The following is a 20603-nucleotide window of genomic DNA, read 5'->3' on the forward strand; positions in this document are numbered from 1 at the left end:
ATAATTACTAATCATGAAAAGATCTCAGTGGCTATTTATCTTTACGCTATTCCTATGGAACTGCCAATCGAAAAATCAAAAAACCGATTACACAGACTGGTCTTATTACGGAGGACCGGCAGATGGGACTCGTTATTCTTCCCTACAGCAAATCAATAGAGAGAATGTAGCAAACCTGGAGGTTGCCTGGATTTACAAAACTGGAGATGCTACTGAACGTTCCCAAATCCAATGTCAGCCCATTGTTAAAAACGGCATTTTATACGGAACTAGCCCAAGACTCCATGTTTTCGCCTTGGATGCGGCGACAGGAGAAGAAATATGGCGATTGGATCCATTCGAAATTCTGGGCGGAGAAAATTCCTGGGCTGGAACCAACCGAGGAGTCAGCTATTGGGAAAAAGGAGAGGATAAACGTATCCTATTTGGCGCAGGAAATTGGTTGATGGCTGTGAATGCGCTTACGGGTGAACCCATTAGGGATTTTGGAGATGATGGTAAAATTGACCTCCGAAAAGGCCTAGATACAGAGCGGGAAGATTTTTTAATTGTAGCAAATGCTCCGGGAATGGTCTTTGAAGACCTAATAATCATGGGGATGCGACTATCTGAAGGATTGGATGCAGCTCCTGGTCACATCCGAGCCTACCATATTCCTACAGGTAAATTAGAGTGGATTTTTCATACCATTCCCCATGAAGGAGAAGCAGGATATGAAAGCTGGGACCCGCAGTACATCCAGCAAATAGGCGGGGCCAACAATTGGGCAGGAATGGCTGTCGATTACAAGCGTGGGATCGTTTTTGTTCCTACCGGATCAGCTACCTATGATTTTTGGGGAGGCTATCGACAAGGAGATAATCTTTATGCAAATTCACTCTTGGCCTTGGATGCAAAAACAGGTAAAAAAATATGGCATTTCCAGGGAGTTCATCATGACATCTGGGATCGGGATTTTCCTTCTCCCCCTACCCTAATTCGGGTTGAAAGTGATGGAAAATGGATAGATGCGGTTGCTCAACCCTCCAAACATGGCTTTACCTTCGTTTTTGACCGAGAGACCGGAGAACCCCTTTGGCCGATAGAAGAACAAGAAGTTCCTCAAAGTATCATGCCTGGTGAAAAAACCAGCCCAACCCAACCTATCCCTTCTCTTCCAGAACCATTTATGAATATGGTTTTTGAGGAAAAGGACATTTTGAATCTCAAACCCGAATGGGAAGCCGACATTCGAGCCCAACTTAGCAGAGCAAAATATGGACATATGTGGGAGCCTCCACACCCTGATTCTTCAATCGTGTTATTCCCAGGAATGGACGGAGGCGCGGAGTGGGGTGGCGCTGCTTTTGACCCTGAAAGCCAAACGCTCTACGTAAATGCCAATCAAATCCCTTGGTTGATTGAAATGACAGCCAACTCGGAATTTGAAAATATGGGCCAGACCGTTTATACCAATTATTGCGGAAATTGCCATGGCCTAGAAAGAAAAGGAAACCCTCCTGCCATCCCCGGACTACTAGGTATAGCAGAAAAATATAGTCCTGATTCTTTGAAATTGCTTTTGAAAAAAGGGAGGGGGGCTATGCCTGCTTTTGACTACCTCAGTGACGAACAGCGGGAGGTTTTGATTGATTTTTTGCTTGGAAAAACCGAGCAAGGGGATAAAAAAGAACTCGAGTCCCAAAATGCACCCCTAGCACCTCGGTACTATATGACTGGCTATCAGAAACTCCTGACGAAAGAAGGACTTTATGGATCAAATCCACCCTGGGGACTTTTGACTGCAATTGACATGCGATCAGGATTTCAGAAATGGCAAATTACACTGGGGGAAATTGATTCCTTAAGTCAGATGGGGTTTGAACCAACCGGTACCGAAAATTACGGAGGACCCGCTGTGACTGCTGGTGGTTTGGTTTTTATTGCAGCTACCAAAGATGAGAAAATCCGAGCTTTTGACTCATCTACTGGAGAAAAACTTTGGGAAGCCAAACTTCCAGCAGCAGGACATGCCACCCCAGCTGTATATGAGCAAAATGGAAAACAGTTTTTGGTGATAGCTTGTGGTGGTGGAAAAGGCACCAAAAGTGGAGATCAATATGTAGCCTTTACTCTTCCGGGTGAACTTCCCGGTAGATAGAGCAAAGTAATTTAGAACAGCATAGAAATGAATAAAAAAAATCAAAGAAATAGCAAATATTAATTGATTTCCTGATCGATTTTCAATAAAAAAATAGAAAAAGAAGAAAAATACTTTAAAAAATTTAGATTTTATTTTTAAGGTCCAAATATTCTATGGAATTAGACGATTTGCTTGAACCAAACTAATTCTGAATCTTAGGGTTTGATAATATGAATATAAACCCAAATAATCCATGTTGAATTTTACCATGAACGAAAATCAGCGAATGATTGCTGATATGATTCGTGATTTCGGAGCGAAGGAAATTACCCCTTTCCGTAAAGACTGGGATGACCGCCAGCATTTCCCCCTCGAACTTTTTAAAAAACTGGGGCAATTAGGTTTGATGGGCGTATTAGTCCCCACGGAGTATGGCGGTGCTGGTTTTGGATATTTCGAATACGTCACTGCTATTGCAGAATTGGCGAAGCTAGATCCTGCTATTGGCTTATCTATGGCTGCCCACAATTCCCTTTGCACCAACCATATTTTAATGTTTGGATCGGAAGAACAAAAGCGTAAATACATTCCCAAATTAGCTACCTGCGAATGGCTCGGCGCTTGGGGATTGACCGAACCTAATACCGGGTCAGATGCCGGAAACATGCGTACCGTGGCCAAAAAAGAAGGAGACTATTACATCCTCAACGGAGCCAAAAACTTTATTACCCATGGTTATTCCGGAGATGTAGCGGTTGTAATCGCCCGAACAGGTGAAATCGGAGATTCACATGGAATGACAGCCTTTGTTATCGAGAAAGGCACTCCAGGGTTCAGAGGGGGTCGAAAAGAAGACAAATTGGGAATGCGCGCCTCCGAAACGGCCGAAATGATTTTTGAGGATTGTAAGGTTCATGAAAGCCAAGTGCTTGGTGAAGTTGGAGAAGGGTTTATCCAATCCATGAAAGTTTTGGATGGAGGAAGAATTTCCATAGCGGCCTTGTCTTTAGGAATCGCTCAAGGAGCCTTAGAGGCTTCCATCCAATATTCAAAGGAACGACAGCAATTCAACCAACCTATTAGTAAATTTCAGGGAATATCTTTCAAACTAGCCGATATGGCTACCCAAGTTGAAGCAGCTAGTTTGCTGACTTTTAAAGCGGCAGATCTTAAAAATCGAGGTGAAAAAGTGACTTTGGAAGGTGCCCAAGCGAAGTATTATGCCTCCGAAGTAGCGGTATCCGTTTCCAATGAAGCTGTACAGATTTTTGGCGGCTACGGGTTCACCAAAGACTATCCTGTGGAGAAATATTACCGAGATGCCAAACTCTGTACCATCGGTGAAGGAACTTCAGAAATCCAGAAATTGGTGATTTCGAGGGAAGTGTTGAGAAAGTAAAATTTCTAAAGTCGTCCTTTAACCTTTGTCAGTCCGAGCGGAGTCGAGGACTTTTCGACTCCGCTCGGACTGACAATTCATTATCCAAAATTAGTCTCTATTTCTTGGATGAAAATCCGTCAGAACCTGCCGAAGGTAATCCCTATCCAAGTGGGTATAAATCTCGGTGGTGGTAATGCTTTCATGTCCGAGCATTTCCTGAACAGCTCGTAGGTCCGCTCCACCTTCGATGAGATGGGTTGCAAAGGAATGCCTAAAAGTATGAGGACTTACATTCTTCTCAATTCCTACACGAGCTACCGCATCTTTGATGATCATGAAGACCATTACCCGACTTAATTTTTTCCCCCTTCGGTTTAAGAAAACATACTCTTCATGCCCCCTCGCAATCTCTAAGTGATTGCGAACTTCTTTTAAATAAATGTTCAAATATTTTAAAGCATCCTTTCCGACTGGAACCAAGCGTTCTTTATTCCCTTTGCCCACTATTCGCAGAAAGCCTATATCTTCAAAAATCTGGCTCTTTTTTAAATTGACCAGTTCGGATACCCGCAATCCACTGCTGTAGAGCAATTCCAACATGGCTCTATTCCGATGACCCTGGGAGTCTCCTAAAGGAATTCCCTCTAGGATTTGATTGATCTCATGAAAACTCAAGGTATCCGGGAGTTTTCTGCCTAGTCGAGGCGCCTCCAGAAGCTGAGCAGGATCTGTAGCGATCAATTCTTCATATACCAAAAACTTATAAAAGGCTTTGATACCCGAAATAATGCGCGCTTGCGTAAACTCAGATATTTCCAACTTTCCCAGCATCCCTACAAATTCCCGAAGTTGCTTCGTCTCAACCTCAGTGGGTCCAAGTGTGGGATAATCATTCTCTAAAAAATGAGCCAGTTTCTCAACATCTGAACAATAAGCCTGAATGGAATTTTCACTCAGCGAACGCTCTATTTTCAAGTAATGACGAAACTGCTTAATGTAATTTTCCCAGGATTTGGACATGATTAAAATTTATGGGATAAAATCAAAAATGGAGCCATGAATGGATGAAATACACTTCGTGAAATACAGTAGAAATAAACCTCACTACGCTCGGTGAAATACTCAGGTTTCGAAACTAATATTTCGCTCCGATTTATCGGAGCCTATTTCCATCGTATTTCAACTGTATTTCCATTTATACTCTCCACTTAAAACTTTTCTCATCAATCGCCCGCATGGTACAAAGTATTCCATCAAGATGCTCATATTCGTGTTGGACCAACTCCGAAATCGCTCCTTCCACTTTCCAACTTTGCTTTTCCCAATTTTCATCGTGGTATTCCAGTGTTAGGCTTTGATGTCTTTCTACTTTCACAAATAGGTTGGGAAAGGACATGCAATCATCCCAGAGTTCAAATTTTTCTTCGCTCAGGTCTTTAAGCACTGGATTTAGAATGATGTAAGGCCGGTCTAGATTGAGGTAGAACATCCGCTTCATAATCCCTAACTGTGGGGCAGCAATTCCCCTACCAAAGCCATAGACCCTTCGGATGTCTTCCATGGCTTCATGAAGCTGCTGTACCCAGCCACCGACTAATGGAAGTTCAGACTGAAGCACAGGTTGGCATACTTGATACAATCTTGGATCTCCTAGCTTGAGGATGTCATGGATGGTTTTCATACTTTAATATTAATCGAAACTAACTAGTAAACCATCTGAATTATTTCAAAAAGTCAATCTCAGGTTTCTAATTCTATGAGACGGAATAGATGTATTTACCGTACTTTTGCCCCATGAATTACCTTTCGGTCGAAAACCTCAGTAAAGCTTTTGGCGAGCGCAAGCTTTTTTCCAATATCTCATTCGGCATTTCACAGGGTCAAAAAATCGCCCTAGTCGGCATAAACGGTGCAGGCAAATCCACCCTGATGAAAATCATCATGGGCCTAGAAATCCCTGATACAGGAGAGGTCGCTCTTAATAATGCCGTGAAAATTGCCTATGTGCACCAAAATCCGGTTTTTGACTCCAATCTGAGTATTTATCAGACCATTTTTGACCAAAGCAATTCAGAAGTATTACGGGTTATCGAAGATTACCACAAGGCCATGCTGGACTCCGAACGAGGCATTGACAATTCGGACAAAATGGCTAAGCTTTTTGAGCAGATGGATGCTCTTCAGGCTTGGGATTTTGAATATCAAGTGAAAGAAGTTTTGGGCAAACTCGGCCTCCACGATACTGATTTGCCGGTTGGAAATCTCTCGGGTGGTCAGCGAAAGCGGGTTGCTTTAGCGAAAGCCATTCTCGAAAAACCGGATTTGTTACTACTTGACGAACCTACCAACCACCTCGACCTGGAAACCATCGAATGGCTGGAGGATTACCTGGCCAAAGCCAACCTAGCCATCTTTATGGTGACTCACGACCGTTATTTTCTAGAAAAGGTCACCAATGAAATCCTTGAACTCGATCAGGGAAAAATCCACCGCTATCAAGGCAATTACGGCTATTTCTTAGATAAAAAAGCCGAACGCATGCAAATCGAAGACATCGAGATCGAAAAAGCTAAAAGCTTATACAAGAAAGAACTGGAATGGATCCGCCGTCAACCCAAAGCACGTGGAACCAAAGCCAAATATCGGGTGGATGCGTTTGAAGAAACCAAAGAAAAGGCTTTTACCAAGCGGGAAGAGCGAGATATCGAACTGTCTGTATCTACCCAGCGGTTAGGTAATAAGATTTTGGAGATAGACAAAATCGGTAAGGCCTACGGAGACAAAACCCTGGTAAAAGACTTTTCTTACATTTTCAAAAAGAAGGACCGGATTGGAATCATCGGACCAAACGGTGTAGGAAAGACTACTTTTCTGAAAATGATTACAGGACTTCTGGATCCCGATGCCGGGAAAATCACTGTGGGTCAGACGACTGCCTTTGGCTATTACCGGCAGGAAGAAGATCGATTTGATGAGGAAAAAAGGTTGATTGACGTGGTGAAGGAAGTAGCTGAAGTCGTCACACTTAACAAAGGACAAACCATCACAGTCAGTCAATTTTTGAACCAGTTCGGCTTTCCTCCCAAACAACAATTTACTCCGATTGGCAAAATGAGCGGGGGAGAGCGCCGAAGACTTCAATTGCTGATGGTGTTGATCAAGAATCCGAACTTCCTGATTCTGGATGAGCCTACTAACGATTTGGACCTAATGACGCTTAATATTCTGGAAGAGTTTCTAGATACGTTTCCGGGATGCTTGATCATCGTTTCGCACGATCGTTATTTCATGGATCGTTTAGTGGAACACCTTTTTGTCTTCGAGGGAGAGGGAGTGATCAGGGACTTCCCTGGCAACTATACGGATTTCAGAGAGTGGGAGAAGGAGGAGAGTACAAAGACGTCAGAAGTAAGAAGCGAGAGACGAGAGACAAGAGAAGAGAATAAGGTTGATGACTCTGAGAAGTCTGATTCAAAAGTCAAGGCTAGCTATAAGCAAAAGCAGGAATTCAAAAAGACTAATGAAGCCATTGCGAAGCTGGAAGAGGAGAAAGAAAGCATAACCACCCAAATTGCTACTGGAATCGACAATCATGAAGAGTTATTAAAACTTTCCAATCGAATCGCTGATATTGACTCCGAACTGGAAGAACTGGAAATGACTTGGTTGGAATTGAGTGAATTGGAGGGGATTGAAGATTAATGATTGAAACACGATAGAAATACACCCCGAAAAATCGAGGCGAAATACATTCTATGAAATATGACTCCCTTCGGGAGTCGAAATAGGCTATCAGGTCGACATCCAGTAGATTTGATTCCACCATATTTCACCGACTAAAGGAAGGTGTATTTCTACTGTATTTCAAATTCTTCCTTTCAAAAAATCCTGTCTTAATTCTTCCGGAAATTTTTCAATAGCATAGCGCAAAGCTGTTCGAGGAATGGATTGATAATGCTTTTTTAAGAATTCCATTTCTACATCAAAATCCTGATTTCCGATTTCTCTTAGCATCCAACCTACCGCTTTATGCATTAAGTCATGAGGATGGTTCTTCAAATTTTCGGCTAGAACCAAGGCATCAGAAAACTCACCTCTTTTGATCCAATAGTAGGAACTGATCATGGCAATCCGTTGCTTCCAGAGATTTCCCGAAGCTGCCAATTCATAAAATAATTCCTTCTCTTTTTTGAAATGGAATTCTCCCAGAATTTGATGACAGGTTGTATCCACCAAATCCCAATTATTCACATAATCCAAATGAGCCAAGTAAAAATCGACCAATTCTTTTTTTTCCTCCTCGCTTTTGGTCTTTTCATAGCGATAGACCAAAGCCAGCAGACCCGTTAAACGAACTTCATGAAAGGGATTTTGAATCAATTCGGATAATTCGTTCAAGCTGATTTCTTTGAAAAACTGCTTGGCAATCTTCCGTTGATCAGGAACTTTGACTCCTAGAAATTGATCCCCTTCGCCGTAACCGCCCGGAAATGCTTTGAAAAATTTCGGAAAAAATGCAGCCTTTTCGGGAATTGATTTACCCTTAAGGATCTCAATAATTTGTTCGGTTAATTCACTCATGGTTAAAAGTAAAAAAGGCCGGTCAATCAAGCAGCCTTTTTCCTAAATGAAAGACAAAGAAAAATGCGCTCAATTTCTTAAGCGCATTTCAAAGGATTATAGGATAATAATTCAAGCTTATCAGGAAATAAAAAGCTCCAAGGCTGTTTGAATTAAGGTATCCACTGTTTTTCCTGCTTCCTGATCAAACTCTTTATTAGGCCTATTGGCAATGATCGCATTCAGGCTTAACATCTCATGTCCCAATAGCTTTCCAAGTCCATAATAGCCAGCAGTTTCCATTTCAAAATTGGTGATTCGCTTCCCCTCTTCGAGATTGATGGCTGCAATTCGTTCAACCATCTTGTCGAATCTAGGTTGGAGTCGAACCTCCCTTCCTTGAGGCGCATAAAATCCCGGACAAGTCAAGGTAATTCCTTTCAAAAATCGATTATCCAATTTATGCAATAAAAAGGAGGATGCGGAAGCCTGATAAGGTTGAAAACCCAAACCCAATTCATCTTGAATTGCAGCTCCGATAAATTGACTTTCGGGGAGCTTAGGATAAAACTGCATCAAGGTATCGAGCCCAACTCCAATCTCGGAGGCCAGCATTGTCCCAACCGGAATATCCGCTTGCATGCTTCCGGAAGTACCTAATCGGATAATTTGTAGGGATGTTTTCTCACCTTTTTCCTCCCGAGTTTGCAAATCCACATTTACCAATGCATCCAACTCGGTCATGAGTATTTCGATATTATCCGTACCCATACCTGTACTCATGGCGGTAACCCTTTTCCCATTGAGCCAGCCAGTATGGGTGATGAATTCCCGCTTGTTGATCTTGACTTCAATTCGATCAAAATAACGGGAAACCAGCTCCACACGATCTGGATCCCCAACCGTAAAAACAAGTGAAGCCAGGTCTTCTGGCTTCAAATGCAAATGGTAAATACTACCATCCTGATTGATGATCAACTCAGAGGCAGGAATCTTGTGCTTCTCCATGCAGTTTTAGAATTTGATCTTTATTCGGCTTTCGGAAAAGTCCTTTGTAAGGATTGTAGCCGTTTGTATTCTTTTGGTAGTAGCCTGTTCCGTCATAAGGCCTTTTCTCTGGATGCTCTTTACATTCAGGGGAACAGGCGCCTTCCATTTCCCACCCGCATTTTTCGCAGATTGGCACGTGTATATTGCAGGATGGATTGGCACAATTTACCATACGGTCGGAAGCAGTTCCACAAACGTGACACTTGGAGATGATGGTTGGGTTGACCTTGTTTACCTCAACAGCAATTCGATTATCGAAGACATAGCATTTTCCTTCGAAATCCTCTCCTCCGGCTTCCATTCCGTATTTGATGATACCACCGTGAAGCTGATACACATCTTGGAATCCTTGTTCCAATAAATAGGCAGAAGCTTTCTCACACTTGATACCTCCGGTACAATAGGTCAAGACCTTTTTGCCTTTAAGGTGCTCCAATTCCTTCACCTTTTCTGGGAAATCACGGAAATTATCAATATCCAAGGTGATGGCATTTTTGAAATGACCCAGCTCGTGCTCATAATTTGAGCGAACATCCAAAATCACCACATCTTCCTGATCTTTCATTTTTTTGAATTCCTCAGGCTCCAAATGCTTCCCGGTTCGAACATTCGGATCTAAATGTCGCAAAGATGAATGTACGATCTCTGGCTTGTATCGCACATGGATTTTGGTGAAGGCATGGCCCGCATGCTCATCGATTTTAAATTCTGTTTTGGCAAAACGTGGATCAGCATGAACATAAGCCATGTACTTTTCACAATCTTCCTTCAAGCCGGAAACCGTTCCGTTCAAGCCTTCATCGGAGATGATAATGCGACCCCGGATATTGTTTTCCACGCAAAATAAATGATGCTGCTCTCTGTACTCTTCGGGGTTTTCGATTTTTGCATAGCAATAGTACAGGAGGATTTGGTAGTCTTTCTTTTGTTCCATAACGTCAGCCCTGTTTCGGCAGGGTGTTAGAGGATTTTTGATTTACGATTTACGATTTACGGGAATACGAAACTTGTATGCCTAGCTGTTTCATTTTCTAAACTTTAGCCGCTGGATTTCCAAAGACCGTTTCGTTGGCTCCAACGGAAGAAACCACCACGGAACCGGCACCAACTCGGGCATTTTTCCCAATGGTCACTCCGGAAACGATCGTCACTCCAGAACCGATAAAGACACCTTCCTCAATGGTCACTTCAGAATTGATGATGGATCCAGCACCAATTTGCACAAAATCTCCAATTTTTGCTTGGTGATCCACAATTGCTCCAGAATGAAGGATACAATGTTGACCGATAGAGGCGCCACTTCCCAATACCACATTGGCATTGATGAAATTTCCATGACCCAAAACAGCATCACTGGAAATATAAGCTCTACTATGAATGGCATTCACAGGTTGAACTTTTCTTCGTTCATTGAGCAATTCCACCAGAAACTTACGGTACTTATTGTCATCAACTGCCACGAAAGCTTCGGTTTTCTTTCCGATCAGCTTAAGAAATCCATCATCTTCTGGATGGCCCAATACCGGCACCGTGTTAATCTCTGTTCCATGAAGACTTTCGTCTTCGTCGAGGAATCCGTATACCACGATCCCATTACTATTGAAAATTTCCAAAGCTGGATGAGCAATTCCCTTCGCTCCGAAAATAATGACTGGATTATCCATAGGTTATTTGAAATTCGGACTGCAAAAGTACAGCAATTCAGGAGGATCCGCAAAAATCATTTACTTTCAGACTTAAGCAGGCTTTGGGCAATCTTACATTGCAGGCATTTTTTGGGAGTACAATAACTCCTATACAAGCCAATCATTCCCTGAGAATCAAAGGCATTTTCAGCCTTCCAACCTGACTATCCAAATTTTCGAATGATGAAATTACTCTCTGGAGGTATTTCCTGCAGCAAATCAAAACACCGTTCTTTCCACTCAGAATTTTCAAAATATCTACCATAAGCAAACCAAAGCGGCATGACAAAATTGATGGTCAGTAATTGTAAAACAGTACCTGAAATTCCTCTGGAGGCCGATTTTTCAGAGGCTTTACCAAAAGAATAATGGAACTGCCAGTAATCTGAAGGCTTGACCTGAAGTAATTTTTTGAAGGAAGAAAAATCCCGTGAATCCTGCATTACCGCCTGAAAGAGGTTTGGTGCTTGCCCCAAAATTGCTGCAAGCTGGGCAATCCGAAGGGTTGGAAAATTACTCGGTCGGACGCCCTTAAAATTCCAGTGTTGACGCTTCAGTCCTGCATCCCAACCGAATTTTTTCTGATAAAAATCATGCTCTCGAATCAAATGTTGGATGTAAGGCTCATCCGATTTATCAGGTAACAAACCGGCCTGACCAAATAACATGGCCTCCAAGACGGGTAGTTGATTCCGGTGTTTTTGAAGGATTTTGTACGGAATCAAGCTGGCCAAATCCTGCATAGGCTGACTGTTGATTTTGAATCCAAAACTGTGAAACAACCACCGGTATGCGGTCTCCTCCCAATCTCCTTTTGTATCTTCCAGAATTTGAAGAAGCTGACCTGATTTTTCCTGCAATCGTTCAACCAATGCTTTTTCCAAGGCCGAAAAGCGGATGATTTCGGGAACCTTATCCAAAGCATGTGCACAAGGAAGGTCCTCATTGTAATCCAAAAGTCGCTCATAATTTCTCCAAATATCCAGAAAAATCTTTCCTTCTAATTCCAAGGTAGGAATAGGGGTTCCGTCTTTTCGAAAAACCTCACGATCCTCCTTCCAAACTACATGAAGGATCACAGAATTATAGGCTGGATCGCCTTCATGTGCATGTTGCTTCCATTCTGAAGCTAAGCGATGAATCTCCACATGACCATGTAGGGTAACTCCATCCAAGACAACTGATGCTTCCCTAAAATCCGGCCCTTCCCCCTGATTGTGTATGCCCGCATTTAAAATTTGGAGCGTTTGTCCCTTGGAAGTTTTTAATCCCTTGCGGTTAAAATATTGGTACTTCCAGACGAGCTGTAAAAAGTCTTCCCTAAAATTCATAAGCTATCACTAAAAGCTTATTGAAAGTAAAAAATTCAAACTAATAATTCAAGTATAACTTACGGAAAGCTCTCCGAGGATTATAAAATAGACCTTTCTATTTTTTTGAATTACTTAGATAGAAACTACTTGAAGGGACCTTTAGGACCATGAGGGCACCTTGCTTTTCTACTCTCCGAGGGTTCAAAAATCCCTCGGAGAGTTTCTGAGGCTATTTACCAAAAATAAATTCCTCTTCAACCCCAATTCTGGATTCATGATCTTTGAGAAAGCCAGCCATCCCACCAAACCAGTCTAAAACAGCTATCCTCTCAATTCTGGTAGATTTTTCGGAAACAATAGCTTTCCATGAACTATACCTCCAATTTCTAAAATCTTTTATGAAACCATGGTGAGTTGGATTCTGATGTATATAGGTTATACATCTTGTGAAATAAGAATCATCTTCTATTTTCCTCCTTCTGATATTTGATACAAAAAGCCCGCCTTTCCTCTGAAACATTTTATTAAATGCTTGTGTGTAGGAGTTTAATAAGTGTGAAAATGCTTTGCTTGGGTCTATGCTCTGAATCTCCTTTATTTGAACCATCAAATGAAAATGATTGGGCATTAAACAATAGGCATAAGTTTTGGCAACAGGATTAATATAACTAGTGTATTTAGATAGAAAAAACCGGTAATTTTCATTTGTCTTAAAAAGATTTTCTGAACCAATAGCATGAGTCCAAACATGATAATACTCTCCTGGTTCGAATTTAACTTCTGATCTGGGCATAAAAATCAAACTTGAACTAATTGTAATTTAAAAAAATATATCTAAACTACTCCGAGGGTTTCAAACCACTCGGAGAGTATTGGGAAACTTTTCAATTTTTATAGAATTCCTATTTAAAAATTACTCCAAAGGACTTTTAGCTCTTGGAGGGTTGTTTAGATTACAAATACTCTTCTAGCAAGAGCTTCATTTCTACCTGAAGCTTTTTTGCTTCCCGCCGTGCTGCCTTCGCAAAGTCTTTTCCATTGGATGCATAAATAATTCCGCGGCTGGAATTGACCAAAAGGCCACAGGTGGAATTCATCCCGTACTTAGCCACTTCAGATAGGCTGCCCCCTTGGGCACCGACTCCAGGAACCAAGAAAAAATGCTCAGGAGCAGCTTTCCTTACTTCTGCTATCAATTCTCCACGAGTTGCTCCCACCACATACATTGTATTCTCTGGTGTTCCCCATTTTTGACTTCTCTCCAAAACAGATTGATAAAGGGGTTTACCGTTTGAATCTTGGATCAATTGAAAATCCATAGAGCCTTTGTTAGAAGTCAAGGCCAAAAGAATCACCCATTTATTTTCAAATTCAAGAAAAGGTGTCACCGAATCTTCCCCCATGTAAGGCGCCACAGTAATGGAATCAAAATCCATGGTTTCGAAAAATGCCTTGGCATAGAGTTTTGAAGTATTACCAATATCTCCCCGCTTGGCATCTGCGATCGTAAAAATATCCTTAGGAATGAGTTCCTCCACCCTCGCTAGCGTCTCCCAACCCCTTGCACCCAAAGCTTCAAAAAAGGCAATGTTCGGCTTATAAGCCACCGCATAATCGGCCGTTTCTTCGATAATCTCCCTGCAAAATGCAAAAATGGGATCTGCCTCTGATTGCAGATGAGATGGGATTTTTTGGATATCAGGATCCAATCCCACACAGAGGAATGAGGATTTTTGCTGAATTTGGGAGAAAAGTTCGGATCGGGTCATGGAGTTTATATTTTGCTTCAAAGGTAATTAAATCAAGATTTTTTTAGCTCTTCAAATCCACCTTTACAAAAGCCCCCATCAAAGAAACCCCAGCTGTAATCAGAAAGAAAATCAAACTGAAAGCAACTGCAGCCGCTTCCTCTATCCCAGCATATTGATAGGCATAGACAAAAACCAATTCTCGGGCCCCTACTCCTCCTATCGTCAAAGGAAGTACTGCCACAATAGAAGAGAGCAAAAAGACCAATTGATAGGCCATGATTTTCTCATCAATCCCAAGTGCCATTAAAATAAACCAAGCGCAAATCAGCTGGGCAATCTGCCCGAGAAAGGACCAGGCATTGGCAGACCAGAATGAAGGCAGAAAGTCTTTGAAAAATAGTCTTTGAACTAACCAAAATGCAGGAATGGTAAGAATCAATCCTCCAATCAGCAGGGAATTCCAAATTGAGCTCTCCAAAAACTCCAGTTCAACCTCCACGATTAAAAACAATCCAAAAAGCAAAAAAACAATGGCCACTAATCCTCCCAAACGATCCAAGAGCGCAGCCTGAAGTAGTTTTTTGACAGGAGTTTTGAATTCCCTGTTGAGTAAGTAAACCTTATAGCCATCCCCTCCGATTCCACCTGGAAGGAAAAGGTTATAAAACATCCCTACTAAATACAATCGAAAATTCAGCTTTTCAGAAAGGAATAGACCGATGTTTTTGAAATATTGATTGAGCCGCACCGCAGTGGCTACCTTACTTAAAACAAAAAATAAAATGGCCGGGAGAAGCCAAATCCAATGCATGATTTTCACCAAGCCCAAAAGTTGGTTTGTATCGATCTTTCGAAAAACCAGATACAAGGCCAAACCGGTCAGGAACAGTTTGAGGAGGGTCTTCAGCTGGTTTTTGTATCGAGTCAAAAGTGGATTATTGGTTATTGGTTATTTCGGTCAACAATAGGGCTTCGATTTCGAGACTACCGTCTCTCTAGTGCTCAGCCTGACCTAAACTATACTTCAGTTATCCTACTTCTGGAGAAGCCGGATTTTCAGTATTTTCTATCTTCGATTCTTGCTTTTCTCCCACAAAAACCGACCGAACCGTGTAGGTCTTTTTATGTTGCGATTCAAAGTAGGTACGTACAATCATCTCTGCGATAATTCCGGTAGTCACCAATTGAATACCTCCCAAAATCAAGATAAAGCCCAAAATCATGATTGGTCTTCCCCAGATATCCTCTCCAAGAATTTTCAAAATCAGCAGGTATATACTGATTAGAAAACCAATCATGAATGAAAACAACCCTATTCCTCCAAATAAGTGAATGGGGCGCTGAAGATACTTTTGAAAGAACAGCATCAAAATCAAATCTGCCAAAACCTTGAAGGTTCTGCTTAATCCATATTTTGATGTTCCATGAATTCTCGGATGATGCTTTACATCGACTTCTGTCATTCGTGCACCTTGCTGCTTGGCCAGCACAGGAATAAAGCGATGTAATTCACCGTACAGGCCCATATTCTGGGCGATCTCAGCCTTGTACACGCGAAGGGTACATCCATAATCATTCAAATAGACTTTAGTCGAATTCCGGATAATCCAATTCGCGATTTTGGAAGGAATTTTTCGGAGAACGAAGCCGTCTTTCCGCTTGGCCCGAACCCCAGCAACCACATCCCATTCTTCATCCATAGCCTTTTGTAGCATTCCAGGAATATCAGAAGGATCATTTTGAAGATCGCCATCCATGGTTACGATATAACTTCCAATAGCTAAATCAATCCCTGCTGCCAAAGCGGTTGTTTGCCCATAGTTCCGATTAAAAATGATTAGCTTGGTTCGCTCATTAGCATATTTTTTCACCTCTGATACTGTCCCATCAGTAGAACCATCTTCCACTAAAATCACCTCATAGTCCAAATCCTTCAAGGCATGGTAGGTTTGTTCCAAGAGGGGCTGGATGTTTTTTTCTTCGTTGTAAACAGTGATTACTACGGATACAAGTGGCTTTCGCATAGGATAAAATTTGGCCAAAATTACTCCAAATAAATTCGAGGGACAAAAAAGCGCCCTGAAATACAAGTTCTACAACATAAAATTTGGTTCGCACTACCCAAATCAGCTTATCTTTGGGAATGATTTTATCCAATAATCCTGAGCTTAAAATCAACCCTTGGGTACTCATGGGGGTATTCTGCCTGTTGGTGGGACCTTTTGCCTTGGCATTCCACATGAATTATCCTGATGAAATGTATTACCGGGATGCTGCCATCGAAATGCTCCGAAACGGGGATTACCTGACCACCTATTTAGGAAGTGGAGAACTTCGATTCAAGAAACCTATATTAACCTATTGGGCAGTATTGGCAGGATTCAAATTATTTGGGGTAAATGCCTTTGCCTCTCGAATCTTTTTTCTTTTAGCAGGTGCAGCAACGGTTGGTTTAACCTTCAAGCTCGCCAAAATTTTATTCAAGGATGAAAAAGTTGCTAGCGTTTCAGCACTAATCATGGCTGCAAATCCGGTTTTGATTCTTTCCTCGGGACGATCCATTCCTGATATCCTTTTGGTCCTGACCATGACATTAAGTGCCTTGGGATTTGCCACTTACTTACGAAAAGAGGAATCCATTCCCAACTGGGCCCCATGGGCTTTATATGGTGGTTTGGCACTGGCCTTTGAAGTGAAAGGACTTCCTGCTGCAGCCTTGGGAGGAATTGGAATTCTCTACTTGATTTTTAACCCTTGGAAGAAAACTTCCCTTAAAAAACTTTTCCATCTTCCTTCCCTATTGGTCAGCTTGGTCATTGCCTTATTTTGGTTTGTAGCGATGTGGGTGATGCATGGACCGACCTATTTGGAAAGTTTTCTGGGAGATCAAGTAGGAGTTCGGGTTGCTTCGAAGGCATTCTTGGTAATCAAACATGGGCTGATGGCCTTAGGACTGCTAATTGCCATATTTATCCCTTGGGTCTTGTTCTCTTTACCCAATTTAAAATCAACCATTGCAAAGGCTTGGAAAGAAAACCCTCAATTCTCCGGATTTGCTTTGCTTTGGGGATTGGCCATTCTGGGGATGGGTGCCTTAACTAGCAAATTTTATGAACGCTACCTATTACCTGTTGCTCCCGTTCTTGCAGTTTACCTAGGCTGGATTCTTGTCAAAGGAGAGTTTGAAATCCGAAAGCGAGGACTCACCCTAACTGCTTTTATTTTCTATGGCCTAAATGTGGTATTAATTCTCGCAGGGCTTTATTTGGGACTTAAGGGACACTTTGTTTGGTTTCGACTCCTATTCATTCTTGCTGTATTATTCTACTTGGGAAAATTGATCAAAAAGGGCAACAAACTCCCAAAAGCAATTGCTTATTCCTATCTATTGATTTTTTTAAGCTATACCCTTTTTACTTCCTTGATTTCCTTCCCACATCAAGGACAACAGCTCAAATTAGCACTTCAAGAAATGTATGATATGGCACCCAAGGTCATTGCTTTCAGAGGAAATGAGCATATTGGGTCCAAAATCCGAATTTCCCTCTATCCGAAAACTCAATTAATCAATTTGGATCGGGCAAATTGGAAAACACAAATGAAGGATTACGATTACGTGATTTTGGAAGACTTATATTTAGATTCTATCAATTCCAAGCAATTCGAAGTTTATAGCGAAACGGTTAACTGGAGTTCGAAAACAATTCCCGATTTGATTCAAACATTGGGGACCAGCGAATTTGATAGCATTTTGGATACGACAGGAAAAAAATACTTCCTTCTATTCCCAACTAACAATCAATAAGAATCTGAATTAACGGGATGATAGTCCTGGATATTTCTCCAAAATTGGATTTTTGTGGAACGAAGGTAGACATCTCGAAAAAAAACCGGATACTCTTCCTCATACAATAGCTCTTCAAATTTTGTAACTAACTCAGGAGAATCTTGATGTGAGCTGACAAAGACCCCTATCTTTTCCTTTCCTATTTCTGATTCAATTCCTTCCCAAAGGTCGAATTGGGTTTTTCTACCTCCAATATTGATTTGATAAGTCTTCGGATGATTGGAAAGATAAAAAGCCATTTCGGATGAAGTGTGATAACTTTCTGAAAAAAAATAGGAGGCTTCGATCCCCAAACTATCTTGTAGGAAATTGATCCTTGAGGTCAATTGCTCATAACCCGCCAAACGCTTAAATACCGGAATTTCAACTTTTTCAATTCCTGTAAATTTCTTCCAGCCAGAATGATCAGGAAGTATTAATAGAAGAAGGAATGAAAGTCCAAGAGCCACCCCCCAATTTCTGAATTTCTTCCACTTCCCAGACTCTTTTTCAACTTCATGAGCCAAAGCGATGGCCAGGGTCGGGTAACTGAAAGCAGGCCAATTTACTTCCACAGAAGTAATCCAACTCATGAAAAGAAAAGTCGAAAAAGAGACAAGCGCAGGTAAAATCAAAAAAAGCTGTTTGGGATCATTCACCTTTACCTTTCGGAAATAAAGAACCCAAAGAGGCAAAAGAAAAATGGAAACCATTCCTAATTGACCTCCTAAGTAACCCAAAAAACTTAAAATGGCTTCTCCAATCCCTTGAATCGAAGGATCTCCATGTACCCCACCCAAGGTTGCTAAATGTTTGAAGGTTTGAAACTCGTTCTCAAGATTCCAAATCAAACTAGGTAAAAAGCCGATCAGAAAAATTATAATAAAAAGAATGAACCCTTTGAGATTTGGAATCAGATTTTTGGTATGGAGCAAGTACAAAGCAAAAGTTGGAATCGCCAAAATAAAAATAGGTTTAGAGGCAATCCCCAGCGCTCCTACAAATCCTGCAATTACCCACAAAAACCAAGTCTTCTTTTCCAAGGCTTTAGCAAGTAAATACCAAGTTAATAGACCAAAAAAAGTTACTTCGGAATCGGTCAGATGGAAAGTTGAAAAAATTTGGAAAAAGGGCATCGATGAAAGCATCATGCTAGCCCAGAATGCCTGTTTTTTAGATTGGAACAAATAATCTGTCAACAAAAAGGTTAGCCATGCTGTACCCATTCCCAAGATTGCAGGGATAATTCGAACAGCTAGTTCATTGACACCTAGAAGAGAGGTACTAAGGTAATTGAAGAGAGCGATGAGAGGTGGTTTTGAATAGTAATGCCAAGCAAGATGCTCAGACCACAGCCAATAATGAGCTTCCTCGGTAAATAGGTCGATTTCAGGTCGGAGAGTAAAAACTATTTTCAAGCAAAAAAGCAGGGCCTGAACAAGCCAAAAAAGGAAAATGTAATTTTTGAAAATTCGCATCATGTGATATAAAAAAAATAAGCCCTTGGAAATCCAAGGGCTTAAAAGTGTGTTTAGGTTTTATTGCTTAGCCAAAAGAACTTTTTCTTTGTACTTCTTGATTTGTCTACGAAGACCTTCCACCGCATCATCTGCAGCAGCTTCAAAAGAGTCACTTTGATTTTTTGCAAAAAACTGCTTTCCAGGTACGTTCAATTTGATTTCTACAATCTTATTTTCATTTTTTTCGTTTTTGTCCAATCTCATAAAAACTTCGCCGTCAATAATTCGGTCAAAATAAGTATCCAATTTGTCGGCTTTTTTCTGGATAAAATCAATCAACTTCTGATCTGCGTCGAAGTGGATAGAGTGCATTTGCAGTTTCATAGCTTTTAGCATTTAAATGGTTGAACAATTTATTTATTTACGCTTTAGGATGTGCCTGTTCAAACACAGCCTTCAGTTTTTCCATAGAATTGTGAGTGTAAACTTGCGTCGCAGCTAAATTGGCATGGCCTAATAAGTCCTTGACAGCATTCAGGTCAGCACCTTTATTGAGCAGATGGGTAGCAAAGGTATGTCTAAGCACGTGTGGGCTACGTTTGCTAGTCTGAGCAAAAAGATCCAAATATTTCCTAACTGTCCGATACACCATCATTGGATAGCTTTGCTTCCCTGAATTCGTTACGATAAAATACGGATTTTGACCTGAATTCGGAAAACTTTCCTCGAATACTTTTTTGTAAGAAATTATATTCTGAATCAGCCCTTTTGAAAGCGGAATAACCCGTTGTTTCTTTCGTTTTCCAAGCACCCGAACCTGTTCGGAATGAAAATCTAGATCGGCCCATTTGAGACCGGTCAGTTCCGAAAGGCGAACACCCGTTAAATACAAAAACTCCATAATCATCCGATCCCGATACCCTTCAAACCCATCTTCATAGACATCTTCTTCTAAAACGTCCTGAATGCTCTTCTCCTGTACAAACTCAGGAAGTCTTTTCGGATTTTTTAGAGATTTTAACTTATAGGTAGGATCCTTTTGGATGACTCCCTGACGAAGCAGAAATTTATAATAAGAACGGAGGGTTGCTATTTTTCGATTGACAGAGGTGGTACTCAATCCCTGCTCAACCAAATCAATAATCCAAGCCCGGATTTCCGCATGTCCTACAATTGCTAAGTCGGATTGCTCAAAAGATAATTCCAAAAACTCTCCAAACTGTCTCAAATCACGCTCATAAGCCTCCACGGTATGAGGGCTACTACGTTTTTCGAACTGGAGATAATTGATAAAGGAATCGACCATTTAACTTAAATCTTACCTTAAGATAGGCGAAAAATCAGAATTCCCTACATAACATAAGTCACAGAAAAAAATGAAGGATTTCAGTTCAAAAAAGACAATAAAAAAACAGCGAGCTGAAAACTCGCTGTTTGATTTTATTCGAAAACGAC

General features: G+C 41.2%; 18 protein-coding genes. 4 read left to right on the top strand and 14 right to left on the bottom strand.

The window, feature by feature from the left end; genetic code table 11:
* The first annotated feature begins 13 nt into the window (after nucleotides 1–13).
* Both HWE15_RS01465 and HWE15_RS01470 read left to right on the top strand, forming a co-directional pair.
* On the top strand, nucleotides 14–2140 hold the full coding sequence (locus HWE15_RS01465; protein ID WP_290505721.1) for a PQQ-binding-like beta-propeller repeat protein: 2127 nt from the start codon (nucleotides 14–16) through the stop codon (nucleotides 2138–2140).
* 235 nt (nucleotides 2141–2375) lie between these two features.
* Nucleotides 2376–3521 (top strand): acyl-CoA dehydrogenase family protein, encoded by a 1146-nt coding sequence (locus HWE15_RS01470; RefSeq protein WP_290505722.1) that lies wholly within the window; start codon nucleotides 2376–2378, stop codon nucleotides 3519–3521.
* 90 nt (nucleotides 3522–3611) lie between these two features.
* On the opposite strand, the gene xerD is transcribed toward HWE15_RS01470, so the two are convergent.
* Nucleotides 3612–4523 carry a site-specific tyrosine recombinase XerD gene (xerD, locus tag HWE15_RS01475; RefSeq protein ID WP_290505723.1) on the bottom strand — a complete coding sequence of 304 codons (912 nt, stop codon included), beginning with the start codon at nucleotides 4521–4523 and terminating at the stop codon, nucleotides 3612–3614.
* A 175-nt stretch (nucleotides 4524–4698) separates the two neighbouring features.
* Nucleotides 4699–5184, bottom strand: coding sequence for a peptide deformylase (locus HWE15_RS01480; protein ID WP_290505724.1), 486 nt, complete (start codon nucleotides 5182–5184; stop codon nucleotides 4699–4701).
* Between the two features lie 113 nt (nucleotides 5185–5297).
* On the opposite strand from HWE15_RS01480, the gene HWE15_RS01485 reads away from it, so the two are divergent.
* Nucleotides 5298–7205: an ABC-F family ATP-binding cassette domain-containing protein gene (locus HWE15_RS01485; protein ID WP_290505725.1), complete on the top strand. Its 1908-nt coding sequence runs from the start codon at nucleotides 5298–5300 to the stop codon at nucleotides 7203–7205.
* Between the two features lie 162 nt (nucleotides 7206–7367).
* On the opposite strand, the gene HWE15_RS01490 is transcribed toward HWE15_RS01485, so the two are convergent.
* From HWE15_RS01490 to HWE15_RS01530, 9 genes are all read right to left on the bottom strand, one after another.
* A complete protein-coding gene (locus HWE15_RS01490) occupies nucleotides 7368–8084 on the bottom strand; it encodes a DNA alkylation repair protein (protein WP_290505726.1) in 717 nt (238 codons plus the stop codon).
* A 120-nt stretch (nucleotides 8085–8204) separates the two neighbouring features.
* Nucleotides 8205–9071: a nucleoside phosphorylase gene (locus HWE15_RS01495; protein WP_290505727.1), complete on the bottom strand. Its 867-nt coding sequence runs from the start codon at nucleotides 9069–9071 to the stop codon at nucleotides 8205–8207.
* Nucleotides 9043–10047, bottom strand: coding sequence for a rhodanese-related sulfurtransferase (locus HWE15_RS01500; RefSeq protein ID WP_290505728.1), 1005 nt, complete (start codon nucleotides 10045–10047; stop codon nucleotides 9043–9045). Before HWE15_RS01500 ends, HWE15_RS01495 begins: the two co-directional genes overlap by 29 nt.
* A gap of 97 nt (nucleotides 10048–10144) precedes the next feature.
* Nucleotides 10145–10777, bottom strand: a complete 633-nt coding sequence (locus HWE15_RS01505; RefSeq protein ID WP_290505729.1) for an acetyltransferase — start codon at nucleotides 10775–10777, stop codon at nucleotides 10145–10147.
* 185 nt (nucleotides 10778–10962) lie between these two features.
* Nucleotides 10963–12129 (bottom strand): DUF2851 family protein, encoded by a 1167-nt coding sequence (locus HWE15_RS01510; RefSeq protein ID WP_290505730.1) that lies wholly within the window; start codon nucleotides 12127–12129, stop codon nucleotides 10963–10965.
* Nucleotides 12130–12340: 211 nt separating this feature from the next.
* Nucleotides 12341–12904, bottom strand: a complete 564-nt coding sequence (locus HWE15_RS01515; RefSeq protein ID WP_290505731.1) for a hypothetical protein — start codon at nucleotides 12902–12904, stop codon at nucleotides 12341–12343.
* Between the two features lie 160 nt (nucleotides 12905–13064).
* Nucleotides 13065–13880: an orotidine-5'-phosphate decarboxylase gene (gene pyrF, locus HWE15_RS01520; RefSeq protein ID WP_290505732.1), complete on the bottom strand. Its 816-nt coding sequence runs from the start codon at nucleotides 13878–13880 to the stop codon at nucleotides 13065–13067.
* Nucleotides 13881–13923: 43 nt separating this feature from the next.
* Nucleotides 13924–14790, bottom strand: a complete 867-nt coding sequence (locus HWE15_RS01525) for a lysylphosphatidylglycerol synthase transmembrane domain-containing protein (RefSeq protein ID WP_290505733.1) — start codon at nucleotides 14788–14790, stop codon at nucleotides 13924–13926.
* A gap of 100 nt (nucleotides 14791–14890) precedes the next feature.
* The gene (locus HWE15_RS01530; RefSeq protein ID WP_290505734.1) at nucleotides 14891–15886 is read right to left on the bottom strand and encodes a glycosyltransferase family 2 protein; all 996 of its coding nucleotides are present in this window, start codon (nucleotides 15884–15886) and stop codon (nucleotides 14891–14893) included.
* 83 nt (nucleotides 15887–15969) lie between these two features.
* Between HWE15_RS01530 and HWE15_RS01535 the strand changes: the two genes are divergently transcribed.
* Nucleotides 15970–17667: a glycosyltransferase family 39 protein gene (locus tag HWE15_RS01535; protein ID WP_290505735.1), complete on the top strand. Its 1698-nt coding sequence runs from the start codon at nucleotides 15970–15972 to the stop codon at nucleotides 17665–17667.
* On the opposite strand, the gene HWE15_RS01540 is transcribed toward HWE15_RS01535, so the two are convergent.
* From HWE15_RS01540 to HWE15_RS01550, 3 genes are all read right to left on the bottom strand, one after another.
* A complete protein-coding gene (locus HWE15_RS01540) occupies nucleotides 17661–19106 on the bottom strand; it encodes a glycosyltransferase family 39 protein (protein WP_290505736.1) in 1446 nt (481 codons plus the stop codon). The two genes, HWE15_RS01535 and HWE15_RS01540, sit on opposite strands and share 7 nt — an antisense overlap.
* A gap of 120 nt (nucleotides 19107–19226) precedes the next feature.
* The gene (gene raiA, locus HWE15_RS01545; protein ID WP_290505904.1) at nucleotides 19227–19532 is read right to left on the bottom strand and encodes a ribosome-associated translation inhibitor RaiA; all 306 of its coding nucleotides are present in this window, start codon (nucleotides 19530–19532) and stop codon (nucleotides 19227–19229) included.
* A gap of 37 nt (nucleotides 19533–19569) precedes the next feature.
* Nucleotides 19570–20454: a tyrosine-type recombinase/integrase gene (locus tag HWE15_RS01550; RefSeq protein ID WP_290505737.1), complete on the bottom strand. Its 885-nt coding sequence runs from the start codon at nucleotides 20452–20454 to the stop codon at nucleotides 19570–19572.
* Between the last annotated feature and the right edge of the window lie 149 nt (nucleotides 20455–20603).

This window comes from Algoriphagus sp. (genome assembly GCF_013373065.1).
GTDB lineage: Bacteria > Bacteroidota > Bacteroidia > Cytophagales > Cyclobacteriaceae > Algoriphagus.